At 63.6% G+C, this 20,206-nt stretch carries 17 protein-coding genes; 7 read left to right on the top strand and 10 right to left on the bottom strand.

The features are described 5' to 3' along the window. Positions 1-5: 5 nt before the first annotated feature. Positions 6-1,190, top strand: a complete 1,185-nt coding sequence (locus ACODSK_RS20035) for an alpha-hydroxy-acid oxidizing protein (protein ID WP_489018532.1) — start codon at positions 6-8, stop codon at positions 1,188-1,190. Then, complete coding sequence (locus tag ACODSK_RS20030; RefSeq protein WP_489018530.1) at positions 1,187-2,266, top strand: enolase C-terminal domain-like protein; 1,080 nt, start codon at positions 1,187-1,189, stop codon at positions 2,264-2,266. Before ACODSK_RS20035 ends, ACODSK_RS20030 begins: the two co-directional genes overlap by 4 nt. A gap of 42 nt (positions 2,267-2,308) precedes the next feature. On the opposite strand, the gene ACODSK_RS20025 is transcribed toward ACODSK_RS20030, so the two are convergent. After that, a complete protein-coding gene (locus tag ACODSK_RS20025; protein WP_489018528.1) occupies positions 2,309-3,556 on the bottom strand; it encodes an OprD family porin in 1,248 nt (415 codons plus the stop codon). A 169-nt stretch (positions 3,557-3,725) separates the two neighbouring features. Beyond that, positions 3,726-5,066: an MFS transporter gene (locus tag ACODSK_RS20020; RefSeq protein ID WP_489018526.1), complete on the bottom strand. Its 1,341-nt coding sequence runs from the start codon at positions 5,064-5,066 to the stop codon at positions 3,726-3,728. Between the two features lie 132 nt (positions 5,067-5,198). On the opposite strand from ACODSK_RS20020, the gene ACODSK_RS20015 reads away from it, so the two are divergent. Next, a complete protein-coding gene (locus ACODSK_RS20015; protein WP_489018524.1) occupies positions 5,199-6,089 on the top strand; it encodes a LysR family transcriptional regulator in 891 nt (296 codons plus the stop codon). 26 nt (positions 6,090-6,115) lie between these two features. Here ACODSK_RS20015 and ACODSK_RS20010 read toward each other — a convergent pair whose 3' ends face one another. Then, on the bottom strand, positions 6,116-7,030 hold the full coding sequence (locus ACODSK_RS20010; RefSeq protein ID WP_489018522.1) for a LysR family transcriptional regulator: 915 nt from the start codon (positions 7,028-7,030) through the stop codon (positions 6,116-6,118). Between the two features lie 104 nt (positions 7,031-7,134). Here ACODSK_RS20010 and ACODSK_RS20005 point away from each other — a divergent pair, with 104 nt between their 5' ends. Both ACODSK_RS20005 and ACODSK_RS20000 read left to right on the top strand, forming a co-directional pair. Continuing rightward, complete coding sequence (locus ACODSK_RS20005) at positions 7,135-7,878, top strand: SDR family oxidoreductase (protein ID WP_489018520.1); 744 nt, start codon at positions 7,135-7,137, stop codon at positions 7,876-7,878. A 132-nt stretch (positions 7,879-8,010) separates the two neighbouring features. Then, positions 8,011-8,829, top strand: a complete 819-nt coding sequence (locus tag ACODSK_RS20000; RefSeq protein ID WP_489018518.1) for an SDR family oxidoreductase — start codon at positions 8,011-8,013, stop codon at positions 8,827-8,829. A gap of 19 nt (positions 8,830-8,848) precedes the next feature. Here the strand turns inward: ACODSK_RS20000 and ACODSK_RS19995 are convergent, their stop codons facing one another. The 7 genes from ACODSK_RS19995 to urtA all read right to left on the bottom strand — a co-directional run bounded on the left by ACODSK_RS19995 (position 8,849) and on the right by urtA (position 15,494). Further along, positions 8,849-9,196: an FmdB family zinc ribbon protein gene (locus ACODSK_RS19995; protein ID WP_489018516.1), complete on the bottom strand. Its 348-nt coding sequence runs from the start codon at positions 9,194-9,196 to the stop codon at positions 8,849-8,851. 117 nt (positions 9,197-9,313) lie between these two features. Beyond that, positions 9,314-10,543 carry a formamidase gene (fmdA, locus tag ACODSK_RS19990; protein WP_489018514.1) on the bottom strand — a complete coding sequence of 410 codons (1,230 nt, stop codon included), beginning with the start codon at positions 10,541-10,543 and terminating at the stop codon, positions 9,314-9,316. A 55-nt stretch (positions 10,544-10,598) separates the two neighbouring features. Next, on the bottom strand, positions 10,599-11,288 hold the full coding sequence (gene urtE, locus ACODSK_RS19985; protein WP_489018512.1) for an urea ABC transporter ATP-binding subunit UrtE: 690 nt from the start codon (positions 11,286-11,288) through the stop codon (positions 10,599-10,601). Positions 11,289-11,298: 10 nt separating this feature from the next. After that, entirely contained in the window at positions 11,299-12,060 is a 762-nt protein-coding gene (urtD, locus tag ACODSK_RS19980) for an urea ABC transporter ATP-binding protein UrtD (RefSeq protein ID WP_489018510.1), read from the bottom strand. Further along, positions 12,057-13,244 carry an urea ABC transporter permease subunit UrtC gene (urtC, locus tag ACODSK_RS19975; RefSeq protein WP_489018508.1) on the bottom strand — a complete coding sequence of 396 codons (1,188 nt, stop codon included), beginning with the start codon at positions 13,242-13,244 and terminating at the stop codon, positions 12,057-12,059. The genes urtD and urtC overlap by 4 nt, the downstream gene beginning before the upstream one ends. A gap of 10 nt (positions 13,245-13,254) precedes the next feature. Beyond that, positions 13,255-14,172 carry an urea ABC transporter permease subunit UrtB gene (gene urtB / locus ACODSK_RS19970; protein ID WP_489018506.1) on the bottom strand — a complete coding sequence of 306 codons (918 nt, stop codon included), beginning with the start codon at positions 14,170-14,172 and terminating at the stop codon, positions 13,255-13,257. A 77-nt stretch (positions 14,173-14,249) separates the two neighbouring features. Continuing rightward, the gene (urtA, locus tag ACODSK_RS19965) at positions 14,250-15,494 is read right to left on the bottom strand and encodes an urea ABC transporter substrate-binding protein (protein WP_489018504.1); all 1,245 of its coding nucleotides are present in this window, start codon (positions 15,492-15,494) and stop codon (positions 14,250-14,252) included. A 503-nt stretch (positions 15,495-15,997) separates the two neighbouring features. Between urtA and ACODSK_RS19960 the strand changes: the two genes are divergently transcribed. Then, a complete protein-coding gene (locus ACODSK_RS19960) occupies positions 15,998-19,399 on the top strand; it encodes an ATP-binding protein (protein ID WP_489018502.1) in 3,402 nt (1,133 codons plus the stop codon). Next, a complete protein-coding gene (locus tag ACODSK_RS19955; RefSeq protein WP_489018501.1) occupies positions 19,374-20,045 on the top strand; it encodes a response regulator in 672 nt (223 codons plus the stop codon). The genes ACODSK_RS19960 and ACODSK_RS19955 overlap by 26 nt, the downstream gene beginning before the upstream one ends. The last annotated feature ends 161 nt before the right edge of the window (positions 20,046-20,206 follow it).

Below are 20,206 nucleotides of genomic sequence, written 5' to 3'. Positions count from 1 at the left end.
GGGTCATGAGCAAACAGAATCTGTTCAGCGTCGAGGATTACCGGCGACTGGCCCGCAAACGCCTGCCCCGCATGGTGTTCGACTATCTCGAAGGTGGCGCCGAGGACGAACACGGCATCAAGCACAACCGCTCGGTGTTCGAGCAGTGGCGCTTCAAACCTCAGCGGCTGGTCGACGTCAGCCAGCGCACACTCACCACGCAGGTGCTCGGCAAAACCCAGGCGCTACCGCTTGTGATCGGGCCAACCGGCCTCAACGGTGCCCTCTGGCCCAGTGGCGACCTGGTCCTGGCGAAGGCAGCAAGCAACGCCGGCATTCCCTTCGTGCTGTCGACCGCCTCGAACCTTTCGATCGAGGATCTGGCGCGCCAGTGCGACGGTGAATTGTGGTTTCAGCTCTATGTGATCCATCGTGAAATCGCCCGCGACATGGTCCTCAAGGCGCTGCATGCGGGCTATACCAGCCTGGTACTGACCACCGATGTTGCGGTCAACGGCTACCGCGAGCGTGACCTGCGCAACCGCTTCAAGATGCCGATGAGCTATACGCCGGGTGTCGTGCTCGATGGCTGCCTGCATCCGCGCTGGTCACTCGACCTGCTGCGCCATGGCATGCCGCAACTGGCCAACTTCGTCAGCAGCCAGACCTCCAGCCTTGAACTGCAGGCCGCCCTGATGAGCCGGCAGATGGACGCGGGTTTCGACTGGCAGGCACTGCGCTGGCTGCGCGACCTGTGGCCGCACAAGTTGCTGATCAAGGGACTGCTCAGCGCGGACGATGCCCAACGCTGCATCGCCGAAGGCGCTGACGGTGTGATCCTGTCCAACCATGGTGGCCGCCAGCTCGACTGTGCGATCTCACCGATGGAAGTTCTCGCCGAGTCGGTGACCCGGACGGGTAAACCGGTGTTGATCGACAGCGGCTTCCGCCGCGGCTCCGACATCGTCAAGGCGCTGGCCCTGGGGGCAGAGGCGGTATTGCTCGGCCGCGCCACGCTGTATGGCCTGGCTGCCCGCGGCGAAACAGGCGTCAACGACGTACTGCAACTGCTCAAGGCCGATATCGATCGCACCCTGGCACAGATCGGCTGCCCGAACGTCGCTTCGCTCTCCCCGGCCTTTCTCCAGCCTGCGGGAGGCGCGCTGCCCTTCCCCGCGGCTTCACTTCGACCCCAAGGAACACCTGCATGAGCGATCTGCTGATTACCGGCCTGCGTACCCGCGCGGTCAACGTCCCGCTGACCTATCCGGTGCACACCGCGGTAGGCACGGTGGGCACGGCCCCCCTGGTGCTGATCGACCTGGGTACCAGCGCCGGCGTGACCGGCCACGCCTATCTGTTCGCCTACACCCCGGTGGCGCTGAAAGCGCTGAAGCAACTGCTCGACGATATGGCGCAACTGATCGTCAAGCAGCCGCTGGCACCGCTGGACCTGGAGGCCATGCTGGCCAAGCGGTTTTGCCTGGCCGGGTACACGGGACTGATCCGCATGGCGTCAGCCGGCCTCGACATGGCCGCCTGGGACGCCCTGGCCAAGGCACACGGACTGCCGCTGGTACGCCTGCTCGGCGCCAGTCCGCGCCCGATCCGCAGCTACGACAGCCACAGCCTGGATGGTGAAAAGCTGGCGACCGAACGGGCTGTCGAAGCCGCCCGGGCCGGGTTCGGCGGAGTGAAAACCAAGATTGGCTACCCGACCCTGGAGCAGGACCTGGCGGTGGTAAGCAGCATCCGCAACGCTGTCGGCAATGACGTGCAGATCATGGTCGACTACAACCAGAGCCTGGATGTGCCCGCCGCAATCAAACGCGGGCAGGCATTGCAGGAGCTGGGTGTCGCCTGGATCGAAGAACCGACGCTGCAACACGACTACGCTGGCCACCAGCGTATCCAGGCTGCGCTGGATATTCCGCTGCAGATGGGCGAGAACTGGCTGGGTCCGGAAGAGATGTTCAAGGCCTTGAGCGCAGGCGCCAGTCGCCTGGCCATGCCGGATGTGATGAAGATCGGCGGTGTGACGGGCTGGCTGCGGGCAAGCGCCCTGGCGCAGCAGTTCGGGGTACCGATGTCCAGCCACCTGTTCCAGGAATTCAGCGCCCACCTGTTGGCAGCTACGCCTGTGGCCCATTGGCTTGAGCGACTGGATCTTGCGGGCAACGTGATCGAGCCGACGTTGCAGTTTGTGGAGGGCAATGCAGTGATCCCGGATCTGCCGGGTGCAGGCATTGTCTGGAGGGAAAAGGCAATCGAGCAATATCTAGTTTGATCCTCCAGCGGACGGGAGCGGGCCGAACCCGCTCCCTACCGTTTACCAGAACTTCCAGGTGTAACTGGTGATCAGCCGGTTCTCGTCGAAATCGGCGCCGTAGCGCGTCTTCACCTTGATGTTGCGCCCCTCGAACCCCAGGCCCTGCAGCGGGCCGCTTTGCACGACATACGACAGGATGAAGTTGGTCTCGCTTTCCACGTTGTCCGGCTGGCCTGCTCCCCGGTCGATATCGGTGCCCCGCAGATAACGGGTCATGACCTTGAAGCCGGGTACGCCTAGCGCTGCGAAGTCGTAGTCGTAGCGGGCTTGCCAGGAACGTTCGCCGGCCTTGTAGAAGGCGATGGTCGACCAGTTGACCAGGAACGGCTGCGGCGCATAGCCGTTGAGCAGCGGGAAGGCGTCATCACCACTCATCCGTTGGTAGGCCAGGGTGAAGGTATGCCCGCCTTTGCGCAGCGCGGTCATCAGCCCCAGCGAACGGTTGTCGAAATCGCCCGAGCGGCTGGCGCCTTCGTTACGGGTGTCGTAATAGCGCACATCGCTCTTGAGGCTGTACCCGCCACCGATATCCCAGGTGTAGGCCGCCGCCGCATAGTGCTGCCGGTAGATATCCTCGAGCTGGCCGAAATAGTAGGTGGTGTTGAAGGCGGGCGTGAAATCGTAGCGTGCACCGGCAAAGTTGAGCCCGTCGCTGGTCTGGCTCGGTGGATGACCGAACAGGTAGATATCCTCCCGGTCCGACGATTCGCGAGTGGCGATTTTCCAGAAGCGGCCGGCGTTGAGCGTCAGCTTCGCCCACTCTTTCGATTCGATCGTCGCGCCTTCGAAGGTGGTGACCAACTGGCGGGAGTCGTCGTAGAAAGCGACCGGCAGCATGGGCCGATGTTCGCCTATCTTCATTTCGGTGCTCGAAACCTTGATCTTCGCGGTCACGCCGGCACGACCGTAATCGCGTACCGGCTTGCCCTTGCTGTCGTCATAGGGCAGCACGGTGTCCGGCCCGCGCCCACCTCCGCCATCAAGGCGGTAGGCATATTGACCGGAAGCGTCCAGGCCGAATTGCACTGTGCCGTCGGTGTAACCCGACTTGAACTGCAGATCGAAACCCTGGCTCCAGCTACCCACCCGGGATTTCGGGGCATCGGTCTGCTTGAAGTCACGGTCGTAATAGAAGTTGCGCAGGCCCAGCGTCAGGTGGCTGTCCTTGATTGCATCCGCATGGCCCGCTGGGGAAATTACCGCAGCCAAACCTGTCACCGCCCAGCCGAAACGACCGATAGTCATCATGCTATCCACTCCGAATTATTGTTGTTTGCGCGTTTTTCGAGCGCAGGCGGACGCACCGCGAATGCGGCGACAAACCAACCTGCAGGGATAAAAAAGGCGTGACGCGGGCGCCACGCCGAAGACCGGTTCCAGGCGAGCTTTCAAACCTGGCCGGGTATTGCGAGAAGGTTCAGGCGCTTTGCTTGACCCGGGCGCCGGCTTCAGCCTGGCCGGCGTGCTGTCGGGAGATCAGCAGTACGGCGATGACTGCCACCACCCCAGGCAAGGCGAACAGCAGGAAGTTCTGTTCGAAGGGCAGGCTCAGGCTGAGCAGATACCCTCCGAGCAACGGCCCGGTAACCGCACCACAGCGACCGACAGCCGCGGCCATGCTCACCCCGGTGGAACGGGCATTGGCCGGGTAGATATCCGCTGCCAGGGTGTGCACCACCGACAGGCAGCCCACCGTGGCGCCGCCAGCCACCAGCAGTATCAGGTACAGGGTCACCGGGCCTGGCCGCACGCCAAGCAGGGAGATGGATACGGCAGAGAGTGCGAAAAACAGCAGCAAGGTTGGCTTGCAGCCCCAACGGTCAGCGACAAATCCGCTCGCCAGTTGGCCGACCAGGGCGCCGATATTCATTACCAGCAGGAAGGCGATGCTCGATCCCAGCGGATAACCGCCACTGTTCATGAGTTTCGGCAACCAGGTGTTGAGTCCGTAGACCATCAGCATGCACATGCCGAACGCGATCCAGACCATCAGCGTCGCGACAGCGCGGGCATCACTGAACAGCGACGACAGCGAAGTTCCTGCGGTATTGGTCACCGACTCGACCGTGTAGCGCACTTGACCGACGGGCCGGTGTGCCGGATTGATCACCTGCAGCAGTCTGCCCACCTCCTCCTGGCGGTCGCGGTGGACAAGGTAAGCCACCGACTCGGGAAGGGTCTTGTACAGCAATGGCAGGCACAGCAACGACAGGCCGGCGATGTAGAACGGCGAGTGCCAGCCGAGCAGCGGAATCAAGTACATCCCCGCCAGTGCCGACAACAGCCCGCCGACAGCAAAGAAGCTGAGCATCAGGTTGATCAGGCGATTACGGTACTGGGTGGGGGCCATTTCCTTGAGGATGGTCACCAGGTTCGGTACCACTCCGCCCAGCCCGACCCCGGTGAGGAAGCGACAGATGCCAAAGGTCGTCGCATCGAAGGCAAAGGCGTTGATGAACGCCGCCACGCTGAACAGCGCGACACAGAACAGGATGATCGGCCGGCGCCCGAAACGGTCAGCGGTGGTGCCCAGGGCAACCGCGCCGAACATCATCCCCAGCATGGAGCTGGACCCCAGCATCCCTGCCTCGGAGGGCGTCAGGTTCCACTCGGTCATCAGGTGCGGCAGCACCGAGCCGTAGATGACCAGGTCATAGCCATCGAACAGCATGATGAACGAGCACCAGAATACGAGCAGAAAATGGAAGCGACTGAGCTTCGCGGTGTCGAGAATATCGACAGCGTTGATGCGTTGCATGGCATGTACTCTTGTTGTTGTTTTGTGCGGGGCATGGCTGTCAGCCCCATCGAGTACCACGTTATGGACAGTTGCTTGATAGATCAAATAGATATATTTTCGAAACCAGAATAAACCACATCTATTTAAATCATGATCGATCTCAACCTTGTCCGGGTCTTCGTGACCATTTACGAAACCGGCAGCGTCAGCGGCGCGGCCGAGCGCCTGCATGTCACCCAGCCCTCGGTCAGCTATGCCCTGTCCCGCCTGCGTGATCAATGGGGAGACCCGCTGTTCAAGCGCACCCGCGACGGCATGCAACCCACCGTACTCGCCTCGCAGCTCTACGCCGCCTTCCGTTCCTCGTTGACCGATATCGAACGTGCCGTGGCGCTGACCCGCCGATTCGAGCCGGAAAACTCCACCCGCCGCTTCCGCCTGGCGCTCTCGGACCTGGGCGAGGTGTTCTTCCTGCCACACATTCTGCGTGGCTTGCAGGCAAAGGCACCGCTGGTTGAACTTGAGGTCATCCAGATCGAGATCGATCGCATGGATGAGTGGCTACGCACCGGCAAGATCGACGCTGCGGTGTGCAATCGCAGTTACCTGCCGGTCCAGGCCAAATGCGAACTGATGTTCATCGAGCGCTATGTCTGCATGGTGCGGGACGACCACCCGCGCATCGGCGAGAGCGTGTCGATGGAGCAATTCGTCAACGAACGGCATGTGGTGGTGTCGGCAGGTACCGGACACCATTTCGTCGAGGATCGTCTGCGAGAGGCCGGAATCGCACGCACCGTCAGCTTGCGGGTACCGCACTTCAGCGTGTTGCCGGAGATCATCTCGTCCAGCGACCTGCTGGTCACCCTGCCGGAACGGGTAGCCAAGGTGTACGCCGAACGCAATGGCCTGAAGACCATGGATCTGCCCTTTACCGTTCCGGAATTCGAAGTGAGCCTGCACTGGCATGAACACAGTGGCGACAGCTCTGCGCAACTGTGGTTTTGCGAATTTCTGAAGGACACCATTTCCAGGCTGTGATCGGCTGAACGCTGGCGGTACGAGGATCAGAATCCACCCGGAAACAACCCCCGATCCCCCAGCTTCCCCAGCAAAAAGTCATACACCACCCTCACCCGCCGCGGCGCCGGTCCGGACCGCGTCCGATACAGAACCAGGTCAAGGGGCCGCGGCGCATACTCGGCCATTACTTCCACCAGCGCGCCCTCGGACAGATGCGGCTCCGCCAGATACAAGGGCATCTGCGCAAACACACTCCCCTGCAGCACCATTTCCAGCTCCGTTTCCGGGTCATCGCAGATAAAGCCAGGCTGCTCGGGAACGAAGCTTTCTTCATTGCGGAAATACCACGGCCAGCCACGCCCGGATCTGCGGTCCTGAAGCAAGGACAAGGGCATCGTCTTGAGCGCCTCGATGTTCGACGGCACACCGGCACTGGCAATCAGCCCGGGCGGAGCGACGACCGCCAACGGCACATTCGCCACAGTTCTGGCGACGAACCGGCGATCACGCACGGTCCCCACCCTGATTCCGATATCGATCCTGGAGGCCACCGAATCGGTCAACTCGTCATCGAGCGAAAGATCGATGCTCAATCGGGGATGCTGCCGGCGCAATTCGGCCAGAAAACGCGCCAGGTACAACTTGCCGATCGCACGGGGTGCCGTCAGCCCTACCCGCCCGCTGACCTCTGCGTCACCAGCGGTATCTGCCCGGGCAAACAACTGATCGAAGCTGTCCACCACAGCGGCGGCCTCCTGGGCGAGGTTTTTGCCGAAGTCGGTGATCCTCATCTGCCGCGTGCTGCGGTGAAACAGCGGCTCGCCCATCAGCCGTTCGAGCTCCTGCACCGCCCGGGTGACCTTCTGCGGCGATGTCGCCAGATGGTTCGCGGCCTCGCGAAAAGACGAACAGTCGGCAACTGCGAGGAAGACCCTGATCATTTCCAGCCGGTTTAGCATGGCTTTGTTCCGAATTATGGAATTTTCAAATCCTGAATATTCCATTCAGTGTGACGAAATGACAACTCATAATCGGCGCCATCCCCCCCAACGAGGTCACGAAAATGAGCAATGGTATCCAAGGCAAGGTCGTCGTCATCACCGGTGCAAGCAGCGGCCTGGGCGAGTCCACCGCCCGTCATCTGGCCAGCCTGGGCGCATCGGTGGTACTCGCCGCACGTCGCGAGGAGCGCTTGAAGGCAATCGTCGATGAAATCACCACCGCAGGCGGTAAAGCCACGGCCCAGGTGGTCGATGTGACCCGCCGTGAAGACCTGGTCGCCCTTGTCCAGCACGCCACGGACACCTTCGGCCGGGTTGACGTGATGATCAACAATGCCGGCCTGATGGCGATCGCGCCCATCGCCGAACTGCGGGTCGACGAGTGGGACCGCATGATCGACATCAACATCAAGGGCGTGATGTACGGCATCGCGGCAGCCCTGCCGGTGTTCCAGCAGCAAGGCTCCGGTCACTTCATCAACATTTCATCGGTGGCCGGCATCAAGGTGTTCAGCCCGGGCGGTTCGGTCTACAGCGGTACCAAGTACGCAGTACGGGCCATCTCGGACGGTCTGCGCCACGAGGTCGGGCGCAGCATCCGCACCACCACCATCGAGCCGGGCGCGGTCGATTCCGAGCTGAAATTCGGTAGCGGTCATGAGGCCAGCGCAGAGGCCGTTGCGGAGTTCTACAAGAACGCCATCCCGGCAGAATCGGTAGCCCGGGCCATCGCCTTTGCCATCGAGCAGCCGGCCGATGTCGACATCAATGAGATCGTGCTGCGCCCGACTTCCCAGGATTTCTGAGGTAAGACCTGAGTCATTGGCTGACCCACACATTCATGAATGGTGCTCATGACAACACTCAGGATTGACCGGCTAATCAACCGCCCGCCTCTGCCCTAGAGTGATCGTCCAACCCCGAAGGGAGAGACGCACATGACAGAGGTAACGGTGGTAATCGGCGCCGGCTCGATCGGCCAGGCAATCGCGCGCAGGGTCAGCGCCGGCAAGCATGTACTGCTGGCGGACCTTCGCCAGCCAACCCTCGACGCCTCGGCCAGAGTGCTGGGTGACGCCGGCTTTGCAGTCAGCACGGCGCTGGTCGATGTGTCCTCCCGTGATTCGGTTCAAGCCCTGGTTGAACGCGCCACCGCCCTTGGCGAGATCACCGGGGTTATCCATGCCGCCGGTGTCTCCCCTTCGCAGGCACCGCCGGCCGCCATCCTGCGGGTAGACCTGTACGGCACCGCGCTGGTGCTGGAGCTGTTCGGCACGGTTATCGCCAAGGGAGGATCGGCGGTGGTCATCGCCTCGCAGTCCGGTCACCGCTTGCCGGCACTGACGCCCGAGCAGGACAAGGCCCTGGCCCTGACGCCGGTCGAAGAACTGCTGGCGCTGCCGATGCTGCAACCAGAGCACGTGACCGACCCGCTCAACGCCTACCAGTTGTCCAAGCGCGGCAACGCCCTGCGCGTCGCCGCAGAAGCCGTGCGCTGGGGCAAGCGTGGTGCCCGCGTCAACACCATCAGCCCGGGCATCATCCTCACCCCGCTGGCTCGCGATGAACTCGATGGTCCGCGCGGCGCCGGGTACCGCAGCATGATCGAGTCCTCCATGGCCAAGCGCGCAGGCACGCCGGATGAAGTCGCCGCTGTCGCGGCGCTGCTGATGGGGCCGGAAGGCACTTTCATTACCGGCAGCGACTTCCTTATGGATGGTGGTGTGACTGCGCAGTACTGGTGGGGCGGGAACTAGAACAGCATCCGCCAAATTCTCAATGACTGATCATCCACGGCCGCCCCGCCGCCTTGCCTTTCAAGGCATGGGGATTGGCCTTGGTCGGTTCCTGCTGCTTGCTCGGCCCACAGCACCCGCAGCCGCTTGGATGCCGACGGCTCTCCTGATACTCACCAAGGGTCTTCGGCGCATGAGCACTTTGCTCGTTGGCCGCGATGGCCTTGCGGGTATTGCCGGCCAGGGTCGCCAGCCCCGGCGCGGAGAGAATCACCCGCATGGCCTCGGCGCCACACTCCGGACATTCACAAGGCAACGCGCTCTGCGCCATGGGCCGCAAGGCGGTGAAGTCGCCGCAATGGGGGCATTCGTATTCGTACATCGGCATGTTGGAGTCCTCATATTCAGCGGAATGGCCATTGGGGCTGCTTTGCAGCCCTTCGCGAGCGAGCTCGCTCCCACGGTATTGCGCTCGCGAAGGGCCACAAAGCGGGCCCAAGACTCCTTACTTATCCGGCGCAAGCGGCAGATCGACACTGCCATCGATGAATTTCGTCGGACCACTGGCACTCGGGTTGATATCGAACTTGAAGATCTCCGTCGGCAACCACAAGGTCGCGCAAGCGTTGGGAATGTCGACCACGCCACTGATATGCCCCTGCACCGGCGCCGAGCCGAGCAAGGCGTAGCCCTGGGCCGGCGAGTAGCCGAACTTGGTCATGTAGTTGATGGCGTTGAGGCAGGCCTGACGGTAGGCGACGTTGACGTCCAGGTAGTGCTGCTGCCCGGCCTCGTCCACCGAGATGCCTTCGAAGATCAGGTAGTTGTTGTAGTTGGGCACGATCGGGCTGGGCTTGAACACCGGGTTCTTGATGCCGTACTTGGCCATGCCGCCCTTGATCAGTTCGACGCGCATATGCACCCAGCCAGCCATTTCAATAGCGCCGCAGAAGGTGATCTCACCATCGCCCTGGCTGAAGTGCAGGTCGCCCACCGACAGCCCGGCGCCGTCGACATACACCGGGAAGAACACTTTCGAACCCCGCGACAGGTCCTTGATATCGCAGTTGCCGCCGTGCTCGCGCGGCGGCACGGTGCGGGCGCCGGTGGCCGCGGCCATATCGCGCTCCGGGCCCTTGAGCTTGCCCATGTGCGCGGTCTTGGCAAACGGCGGGTTGGCCAGTGGCGGCACCCGGCCCGGTTCGGTATCGATCAGTTCCTGCTCGCGGCGGTTCCAGTCGGCGAGCATCTTGTGGTCCGGCAGGCAGCCGATCAGGCCGGGGTGGATCAGGCCGGCGAACTCGACCCCGGGAATGTGCCGGGAGCTGGTCATCATGCCCTTGAAGTCCCAGATCGCCTTCTGTGCCGAAGGGAAGTGATCGGTGAGGAAGCCGCCGCCGTTCTGCCGCGAGAAGAAGCCGTTGAAACCCCATTGCGAGTCGGCCCGGGCGCCGATGTCGAGCAGGTCGACCACCAGCAGGTCACCAGGCTCGGCGCCGTGCACACCGACCGGGCCGGACAGGTAGTGCACGGTGGACAGGTCGACATCGCGTACGTCGCTGGCATCGTCGTCGTTCTTGATGGCACCGGCGGTCCAGTCGTAGGTTTCCAGGATAAAGTCGTCGCCCGGCTTGACCCAGCAGGCCATCGGGATGTCCGGGTGCCAGCGGTTGTGCACCTGCTCGTTCTCGGTGGCAGGCTGGTTGAGGTCGACTTTGATCAGCACGTCGGTCATGGGGTGTTCTCCTTGGTTGAGAGGATCGATCTGTTGCTGCGGTAAGAGGGGCTGGCTAGACGGACAGGTAGCGACTGATGCTGGCCTCGTCGACATTGGCCCGGGTTTCCTCGATGACGAAGCGGCCCTTCTCGATCACCAGGAAGCGGTCGGCGATTTCCAGGGTGAACGACAGCACCTGCTCCGAGACCACGATGGTCAGGTTGCGCAGGCTGCGGATCTCCTTGAGGGTGCGGGCGATGTCCTTGATGATCGACGGCTGGATGCCCTCGGTAGGCTCGTCGAGCAGCAGCACCTTGGGGTTGGTGGCCAGCGCCCGGGCGATCGCCAGTTGCTGTTGCTGGCCGCCAGACAGGTTGCCGCCGCGCCGTCCGCGCATGTCGAACAGCACCGGGAACAGCGCGTAGAGGTCTTCCGGCACCTTGCCCCGGGCCGACGCCGGCAGGCCGGTCTGGATGTTTTCCAGAACGGTCATCGACGGGAAGATCATCCGCCCCTGGGGCACATAGGCCATGCCGTGCTCGACCCGGGCATGGGTCTCCATGGCCGAGACCTCGACGCCGTCGACCGCCACCTGGCCGTGCCACTGCGGCAGGATGCCCATCAGGCTCTTGAACAGGGTGGTCTTGCCCATGCCGTTGCGGCCCATGACCGCGACGATTTCCTGCTTTTCCACGGCCAGGTCGAGGTCATGCAGGATCTGGCTCTGGCCATAACCGCAGGCCAGCTGGTTGATGGTGAACATGCGCTGCTCCTCAGTGGCCGAGATAGACTTCGATGACTTTCGGGTTGCTCTGCACCGACTCCATGCTGCCTTCGGCCAGCACCTTGCCCTGGTGCAGCACCGTGACCTTGTGGGCGATGCTCTTGACGAACTCCATGTCGTGCTCGATCACCAGCACCGAACGGCCCTGGCTGATGCGCTTGAGCAACTCGGCGGTCTGCGCCCGCTCGCTGACGCTCATGCCGGCCACTGGCTCGTCGAGCATCAGCAGCTCCGGGTCCTGCATCAGCAACATGCCGATCTCCAGCCACTGCTTCTGGCCGTGGGACAGCAGCCCGGCCTGCTGTTGCAGCAGATCGGCAAGGAAGATCTGCGCCGCCACCTCGTCGACCCGCGCCGTCACCTCGCGGCTGCGCTGGAAGAACAGCGCACCGAACACCGTGCGTCCCTTGGGAAAGGACATCTCGAGGTTCTCGAACACGCTGAGGTTGTCGTAGATCGACGGGGTCTGGAACTTGCGCCCGACCCCGGCGCGGACGATGTCGTACTCCTTCATGCGGGTCAGCTCGCGGTCCTTGAACTGGATGCTGCCGCCGGTGGCGCGGGTCTTGCCGCAGATCAGGTCGAGCACGGTGGTCTTGCCCGCGCCGTTGGGGCCGATGACCACACGCACTTCGTTGCGGTCGATGTACAGGTTGAGGTTGTCCACGGCCTTGAAACCGTCGAAGGACACGGTCAGGCCCTCGATGGCCAGTACCGGCTTGGGCATATGGAAGCCAGCGGTAGCAGTCATGGCTGGGTCTCCAGCGAGTTGTGGGTGGAAGGGCTGTCGACCTTGGCGACGGGCTGCGCCGCAGGCTTGGCAGGTACCGCTGCGACAGCGGGTTGCGGCCGCTTGGCGAACGCCGCCAGCCATTTGCGCCCATGGCTTTCCCACAAGCCGGCGAGGCCGTTGGGGAAGTACATGACCACGACGATGAACAGCCCGCCCATCAGGTACAGCCACAGTTCCGGGAAGGATTCGGAAAAGTAGGTCTTGCCGTAGTTGACCAGCAGCGCGCCGTATACCGCGCCGAGCAGCGACATGCGCCCGCCGACTGCGGCGAAGATCACCATTTCGATCGACGGCACGATGCCGACGAAGGACGGCGACATGAAGCCGACCTGCAAGGCGAACATCGCCCCGCCAATGGCCGAGAAGCCGGCGGCGACGCAATAGACGAAGATCTTGAAGCTGGCCACGTCATAGCCGGAAAAACGTACCCGCTCTTCCTTGTCGCGCATGGCCATCAGCAAGCGGCCGAGCTTGGAGGCAAGGATGAACTTGCCAATCAGGATGCAGCCCAGCAGCAGCGCGGCGTTGACGAAATACAGCAACAACTTGGCGCCGTCGCCGCGGATGTCCCAGCCGAGCAGGGTCTTGAGGTCGGTGATGCCGTTGACCCCGCCGGTCAGACCCTGCTGGCCGATGATCAGCACGGTGAGGATCAGGGCGATGGCCTGGGTGACGATGGAGAAGTACACGTCCCCTACCCTGCGCTTGAACAAGGCCGCGCCGATCACCAGCGCCAGGATCACCGGCACCGCCACCACGGCGAACAGGGTGAAGCCGAAACTGTGGAACGGCACCCACAACGCCGGCAGCTCGGTGAGCTGGTTCCAGTCCATGAAATCCGGAATGCCCGGGGTCGACTGGATCTTCGTGCTCTCCGGATCGCTGGCTTCCAGCTTGAGGAACATCGCCATGCAGTAGCCGCCGAGGCCGAAGAACACCCCCTGGCCCAGGCTGAGAATGCCGCCATAACCCCAGCACAGCACCAGGCCCACGGCGACGAAGGCGTAGGTCAGGTACTTGCCGACCATGTTCAGGCGAAAGGCGTCGAGCACAAGCGGAAACACCACCAGGATCAGCGCGGCGAGGATCAGCAGGCCGACAGTGCCCTGGCGCCCGCCCATGAGTTTGTCCAATGCGTTCATCTGCGCGCCCCTATTTGCGAACTTTGCTGGAGAACAACCCTTGCGGGCGCATCAACAGGATCAGGATCACCGTCGACAGGGTCAGCACCTTGGCCATCGAACCGCTCATGAAGAACTCCGAGACCGACTGGGTCTGGGCAATGGCGAAGGCCGAGGCGATGGTGCCAAGCAGGCTTTGCGCGCCGCCGAAGACCACGGTGAGGAAGGTGTCGACGATGTACAGCGAACCGGCGGTGGGCCCGGTCGAGCCGATGGTGGTGAAGGCCGCCCCGGCCACCCCGGCCACACCACAGCCGAGGGCGAAGGTCATGCGGTCGACCTGGCGGGTATTGATGCCGACGGCGCGGCTCATGACCCGGTTCTGCACCGTGGCGCGCACCTGCAGGCCCCAGCGGGTGCGGTACAGCATCAGGAAGATGGTGCCGGTCAGCAGCACGGTCAGGGCCATGACGAACAGGCCGTTGCGCGGGATCTCGATGGTGTCGGTCAGGTTCACCGCACCCATCAGCCAGTCCGGCGGCGTGGCGCTGACCTCGCGGGCGCCGAAGATCGAGCGAAAGGCCTGCTGCATCACCAGCGACAGGCCCCAGGTAGCCAGCAGGGTATCCAGCGGACGCTGGTACAGGCGGCTGATCATCACCCGCTCGACGACCCAGCCGATGGCCGCCGCCACCAGGAACGACAGTGCGATGGCGAAGAAAAAGTAGTACGGCTGCATCGACGGCAGGTAGTTCTTGACCAGGGTCGACAGCACGTAGGTGGTGTAGGCGCCAATGGTGAGGAATTCACCGTGGGCCATGTTGATCACGCCCATCTGGCCGAAAATGATCGCCAGTCCCAGGGCCATGAGCAGGAGCACGCAGAATACGGACAGGCCGTTGAACCCCTGCATGGCGGCGATGGCACCGAAATCAGATAGCCATTGCATGGTGGTCCCTCCTCGGGGATGTGGTGGAGGCAAGAGGCTTCAGGCGCAAGCCGCGCGCCTGAAGCTCGTCGTTGCGCTTACTGGTAGCCCTTGGGGAAAGGATTGGGTTCGATCAGGTCCGACTCGTGGATCACCTTGAACTGGCCGTTGGCCTGGACTTCGCCGATGCGCGTCTTGCTCCACAGGTGATGGTTGTCGTGGACCTTGACGTAGCCTTCGGGGGCAGTGGTCAGCTCGATGCCAGGCGAAGCCGCGACCACCTTGTCGATATCGAAGCTGCCGGCCTTCTCCACCGCCGCCTTCCACAGCCACGGGCCGAGATAGGCGGCCTGGGTCACGTCGCCCATCACCGCGTCCTTGCCGTACTTGGCCTTGAACGCCTCGACGAAGGCCTTGTTGTTGGGGTTGTCCAGGCTCTGGAAGTACTTCATCGAGGCGTAGAAGCCCTCCATGTTCTCGCCACCGATGCCGAGCAGTTCGTCCTCGGTCACCGACAGGGTCAGCAGGTTCTGCTTGGCGGCGGTCACCCCGGCCGACTTCATCTGCTTGTAGAAGGCGACGTTGGAGCCACCGACCACGGCGGCGAAGACCACATCGGGTTTCTTCAGCTTGACCTTGTTGATCAGCGAGCCGAACTGGGTGTTGCCCAACGGGTAGTAGTCTTCGCCGACCACCGTGCCGTGCAGCACGTTCTCGATGTGCTTGCGGGCGATCTTCATCGAGGTGCGCGGCCAGATGTAGTCCGAGCCGATCAGGTAGAAGGTCTTGGCGCCCTTCTCCTTGGCGATCCAGTCGAGGCCGGCGAGGATCTGCTGGGTGGCCTCCTGGCCGGTGTAGATGACGTTCTTCGACTGTTCCAGGCCTTCATAGAAGGTCGGGTAGTAGAGCAGGCCGTTTTCCTTCTCGAACACCGGCAGCACCGCCTTGCGCGAGGCCGAGGTCCAGCAGCCGAAAACCGCCGCCACCTTGTCGCCGGCCAGCAGCTTGCGGGCCTTTTCGGCGAAGGTTGGCCAGTCGGAAGCGCCGTCTTCCTGGATCACCTTGATCTGCCGGCCGAGCACCCCGCCGGCGGCGTTGATCTGCTCGATGGCCAGGCGCTCGGCCTGGATCGAACCGGTTTCGGAAATGGCCATGGTGCCGGTCGCCGAGTGCAGCTGGCCGACCGTTACTTCCGTCGCGGTCACCGCCAGGCCGGTAGTGTTGGCCTCGTCGGCGACGGCCATTTGCCCGAACACGCTGGCGGCGATCAATGAAAGCGCCGCAGCGCCCAGGCCCAGCCGTCGAGGGAGAAAGCGTTTTACAGCGGTCTGTGGTGAATCCATGGTTCCGGCTCCTGAGTAGGTCGTCGTTCTCGGCAGCGCTCTGGCGGCGCCTTGTTGCGAGTCGGGACCAGCATGAAGTCGGTGTCGGATCGGGGGTATACGCAGCATGACGTAACGGCATACGTCATTTGACGTAGCGCCAGAACGGGCGCGCCGAGGCATGCTGGCGCCCGTGAGATGACTACCGGCCTCATCGTCGGCAAGCCGACTCCCACAGGGATCCCGGCCGACCGCAGGCGCCAGGCCAGGCACAGAACCTGTGGGAGCTGGCATTGCCAGCGATGAGGTCGGCAAGAACAACACAGACCCGAAAGATCGATGTCGAGGCTGATGGCCTCATCGCCGGCAATGCCGGCTCCCACAGGGTCCCGGGACAGCCACAAGAGTGAGGCTCGACGCGGTCCTTGTGGGAGCTGGCTTGCCAGCGATGAGGCCAGGATGGACAGCCTCGGGCATGGATGTTGCTGCTTCGACCACCCACAGCTCCCCAGGAATCGGCCCCCGTGCGACCTTCAGGCTCCCAACGCATCGTCAAGATCCGCCGCGACTACAACAGCCTGGTCGCCGACGAGACCATGGAGGACTACGCCCTGCGCTTCGCGCCCAAGGCGTTTCGCAAGTGGTCCGAGCTGCGCATCGCCAATACCGCGCTGGGCGCTGTGTCGTTCCTGGCCCTGGAGGCGATCGGCGGTGCGCTGGTGATGAGCTACGGCTTCAACAACACCCTGTGGGCGATCGTCGCCGCCGCGCTGGTGATCTTCCTCACCGGCCTTCCGATCAGCTACTACGCCGCCCGCTACGGCGTCGACATGGACCTGCTGACCCGCGGCGCCGGGTTCGGCTATATCGGCTCGACCATCACCTCGCTGATCTACGCCAGCTTCACCTTCCTGTTCTTCGCCCTCGAAGCGGCGATCATGGCCCTGGCCCTGGAGCTCTATTTCCGCATTCCCCTGGCCCTGGCCTATGTCATCTGCTCGGTGGTGGTGATCCCGCTGGTGGCCTACGGCATCACCCTGATCAACCGCCTGCAGATGTGGTCGCAACCGCTGTGGCTGACCCTGCTGCTGGTGCCCTACGTGTTCGTGATCTGCAAGAACCCCGGGGTGCTGAGCGATCTGACCGGCTTTGCCGGCCGCGAGGGCGAAGGCGGCACCTTCAACCTGCTGCTGTTTGGTGCAGCCTTCAGCGTGGCGCTGTCATTGGTGACCCAGATCGGTGAACAGGTCGACTACCTGCGCTTTCTCCCGGAAAAAACCGCCGCCAATCGCAAGCGCTGGTGGGCGGCGCTGCTGATGGCCGGCCCCGGCTGGATCATTCCCGGCGCGGTGAAGATCATGGCCGGCGCCTTCCTGGCCTTTCTCGCCCTGCAGCACGAAGTCCCCATCGACAAGGCCATCGAGCCTACGCAGATGTACCTGGTCGCCTTCCGCTATGTGTTTGCCTCGCCGGAATGGGCGCTGGCGGCGATGACCCTGTTCGTCATCATTTCCCAGATCAAGATCAACCTGACCAACGCCTACGCCGGCTCGCTGGCCTGGTCGAACTTCTTCGCCCGGGTCACCCACAGCCATCCAGGGCGGGTGGTCTGGCTGGTATTCAACGTGATCATCGCCCTGGTACTGATGGAGCTGGGGGTGTTCGAGGCGATCGAAGAGGTGCTGGGGCTGTACGCCAATATCGCCATCGCCTGGATCGGCACGCTGGTGGCCGACCTGGTGATCAACAAGCCGCTGGGGCTGTCGCCGCGGCATATCGAGTTCAAGCGTGCGCACCTGTACGACATCAATCCGGTCGGCGTCGGTGCCATGTGCATCGCCTCGCTGGTGGCGTTCGGCGCCCATTTCGGCCTGTTCGGCGAACTGGCCCAGGCGGCGCCGCCCCTGGTCTCGCTGCTTATCGCATTGGTCGTGGCGCCGCTGATCGCCTGGCTGACCCGTGGCCGCTATTACATCGCCCGCAGCAGTCCCGACGCCTTGCTGTTCCCCCAGGGGGCCCAGGTCAACCTGCAATGCGGCTTGTGCAACAACGCCTTCGAGACCGCTGACATGGCCTGGTGCCCGGCCTATCGCTCGCCGATCTGTTCGCTGTGCTGCTCGCTGGATGCGCGCTGTGGCGACCAGTGCAAACAACGGGCGCGCCTGTCGATGCAGTTCGAGGATCTGCTCGGCCGCCTGTTGCCGCGCCTGCCCCGGCGCTACCTGCATACGCGCCTGGCGCAATACCTGGGACTGTTGGCGATCCTGGTCCTGGCCCTGTCCGGCGCGCTGGCGCTGATCTACAGCCAGGTCGCCCACGGCCTCATCGATCAGTCGCCAGAGGCCCATCGCACGCTGTTGCTGGCCTTCCTCAAGGCGTTCCTGACCTTCTGCGTGTTCGCCGGGGTGCTCGCCTGGTGGGTGGTGTTGACCCGGGAAAGCCGCCGGGTGGCGCTGGAGGAGTCGGAACGCCAGACCCAGTTGCTGATCCAGGAAATCGAGGCCCACGACAAGACCGACCAGGCCCTGCAGGAAGCCAAGGAAGCCTCGGAAGCGGCCAACGCCGCGAAGAGCCGCTATGTCACCGGCCTGTCCCATGAGCTGCGCACGCCGCTCAACAGCATCCTCGGCTTCACCCAGATCCTCCAGCGCGACCCGGCCACGCCGCCCCAGCACCAGGACCCGCTGGCGACCATCCTGCGCAGCAGCTCGCATCTGCTGTCGCTGATCGACGGGCTGCTCGACGTGGCCAAGATCGAAGCCGGCAAGCTGCGCCTGGAACCGTCGGAGATCCTTCTGCAGCAGTTCCTGAACGACCTGGAGCAGATGTTCGCCGGCACCGCCCGGGAAAAGGGCCTGGACTTTCGCCTGGACCTGGTCGGGCGCATGCCGGCGGTGGTGCGTGGCGACGAAAAGCGCGTGCGGCAGATCCTCATCAACCTGCTCGGCAACGCGGTCAACTTCACCGACAGCGGCGAGGTCTGCCTGCGGGTCAGCTACCGCCGCGAAACGGCGATCTTCGAAGTAATCGACAGCGGCATCGGCATCGCCCCGGAACAGATCGAGCGGATCTTCCAGCCCTTCGAACGCGGTGGCCTGGACCGCCAGGACAAGGGCGTGGGCCTGGGCCTGACCATCACCCGAATGCTCACCGCGTTGATGGGCGGGGCACTCTCGGTCAGCAGCCAGCTCGGCGAAGGCACGCGCTTTCAGGTACGCCTGTTCCTCTCCGAAGTGCGGGTGCCCAAGGCGGTCATCGCGGTCGATCATGACGTGGTGGGCTACGAAGGCGAGCGCCAGCGCATCCTGGTGGTGGACGACCATATCGAGCACCGCAAGGTCATCGCCGGGCTGCTCGGCCCGCTGGGCTTCGACATGCTCGAAGCGGCCAACGGCCAGGAAGCCATCCGCCAGGTGTCCCTGCACCATCCGGACCTGATCCTGATGGACCTGTCGATGCCCGACATGGACGGCTGGCAGACCCTGCGCCTGATTCGCCGCAACGCCCTGTCGCGAGCACCGGTGATCGTCCTGTCGGCCAACGCCAATGCCTTTACCGACGACAAGGACGGCGACCTGCCGACCATGGAGCACGACTACCTGGCCAAGCCCGTGCACCTGCAGCAACTGCTCGACCTGCTCGCCCGTCATCTGTGCCTGCAGTGGCAGCGCCGTCCGTTGAGCCTCGCGCCCAGTCCGCCGACCGGAACGCTGCCGCCGCGCAAGGACCTCGAAGAACTCTACGAACTGTGCGGGCTTGGCTACATGCGCGGCATCCAGCACAAGCTCGACCTGCTCGAACGCGACGCTGGCGACAGCGCCGCATTTATCGCCAGGCTGCGCAGCCTGGCCAAGGGCTTCCGCCTGGATGAACTCAGCCTGCAACTGAAGGAGGCCCTCAATGAGCGCCCTGACCTCACCCGCTGACAACGGCGTGATCCTGATCGTCGACGACACCCCGGACAACCTCGCGCTGCTCTCCGACGCCCTCGACGCGGCGGGCTACATGGTCCTGGTGGCGCTGGACGGGCACAGCGCGCTGACCCGCCTGCAACGCAGGCGCCCCGACCTGATCCTGCTCGACGCGATGATGCCCGGGCTCGATGGCTTCGAAACCTGCCGGCGGATCAAGCAGCAGCCCGACACCGCCGATATTCCGGTGCTGTTCATGACTGCGTTGACCGACAGCGAACATGTGGTGCAGGGCTTCGAGGCCGGCGCCATCGACTACGTCACCAAGCCGATCCACTGCGCGGAAGTGCTCGCCCGGGTCGCCTCGCACCTGCGTACCGCGCGCATCCTGCAGGCGGCGCGACAGGCGTCGCAGCCCATCGGCCTGGACCATGCCCCGGCCTACGGCACGCTGTCGCGGCGCTTCCAGCTCACCGAGCGTGAAGTCGAGGTGCTGCGCTGGGTGTCCTGCGGCAAGACCAACAAGGATATCGCCGACATCCTCCAGCTCAGCCCGCGCACGGTGAACAAGCACCTGGAGCATGTCTACATCAAGCTCGGGGTGGAGACCCGCACTGCGGCCATGTCGGTGGCGCTGGCGGCCATGGCTGAGCGGGTTTGAGGGTGGGTAGCTTGTCTTTTGGATCATGGTGGCCGCAAGGTGTCTGCCGGGATACCGGGTCAGGGCTGACAGGTGCATACCTTGATCCTTGCAGCGCTCTTGAGACCGAGCGCCGCCCGCGCGGCGCATCGCCGGCAACGCCGGCTCCCACATTTGTTGCA

The organism is Pseudomonas sp. FG98 (genome assembly GCF_057808595.1).
The sequence above is the reverse complement of the archived record's forward strand: the minus strand, read 5'-3'. Positions and strand labels throughout refer to the sequence as shown.

Bases quoted from the DNA above. Each gene is read 5' to 3' on its own strand.
- ACODSK_RS20035 (WP_489018532.1), top strand. From the start codon at position 6: ATGAGCAAACAGAATCTGTTCAGCGTCGAGGATTACCGGCGACTGGCC.
- ACODSK_RS20030 (WP_489018530.1), top strand. From the start codon at position 1,187: ATGAGCGATCTGCTGATTACCGGCCTGCGTACCCGCGCGGTCAACGTC.
- ACODSK_RS20025 (WP_489018528.1), bottom strand. From the start codon at position 3,556: ATGATGACTATCGGTCGTTTCGGCTGGGCGGTGACAGGTTTGGCTGCG.
- ACODSK_RS20020 (WP_489018526.1), bottom strand. From the start codon at position 5,066: ATGCAACGCATCAACGCTGTCGATATTCTCGACACCGCGAAGCTCAGT.
- ACODSK_RS20015 (WP_489018524.1), top strand. From the start codon at position 5,199: ATGATCGATCTCAACCTTGTCCGGGTCTTCGTGACCATTTACGAAACC.
- ACODSK_RS20010 (WP_489018522.1), bottom strand. From the start codon at position 7,030: ATGCTAAACCGGCTGGAAATGATCAGGGTCTTCCTCGCAGTTGCCGAC.
- ACODSK_RS20005 (WP_489018520.1), top strand. From the start codon at position 7,135: ATGAGCAATGGTATCCAAGGCAAGGTCGTCGTCATCACCGGTGCAAGC.
- ACODSK_RS20000 (WP_489018518.1), top strand. From the start codon at position 8,011: ATGACAGAGGTAACGGTGGTAATCGGCGCCGGCTCGATCGGCCAGGCA.
- ACODSK_RS19995 (WP_489018516.1), bottom strand. From the start codon at position 9,196: ATGCCGATGTACGAATACGAATGCCCCCATTGCGGCGACTTCACCGCC.
- fmdA (WP_489018514.1), bottom strand. From the start codon at position 10,543: ATGACCGACGTGCTGATCAAAGTCGACCTCAACCAGCCTGCCACCGAG.
- urtE (WP_489018512.1), bottom strand. From the start codon at position 11,288: ATGTTCACCATCAACCAGCTGGCCTGCGGTTATGGCCAGAGCCAGATC.
- urtD (WP_489018510.1), bottom strand. From the start codon at position 12,060: ATGACTGCTACCGCTGGCTTCCATATGCCCAAGCCGGTACTGGCCATC.
- urtC (WP_489018508.1), bottom strand. From the start codon at position 13,244: ATGAACGCATTGGACAAACTCATGGGCGGGCGCCAGGGCACTGTCGGC.
- urtB (WP_489018506.1), bottom strand. From the start codon at position 14,172: ATGCAATGGCTATCTGATTTCGGTGCCATCGCCGCCATGCAGGGGTTC.
- urtA (WP_489018504.1), bottom strand. From the start codon at position 15,494: ATGGATTCACCACAGACCGCTGTAAAACGCTTTCTCCCTCGACGGCTG.
- ACODSK_RS19955 (WP_489018501.1), top strand. From the start codon at position 19,374: ATGAGCGCCCTGACCTCACCCGCTGACAACGGCGTGATCCTGATCGTC.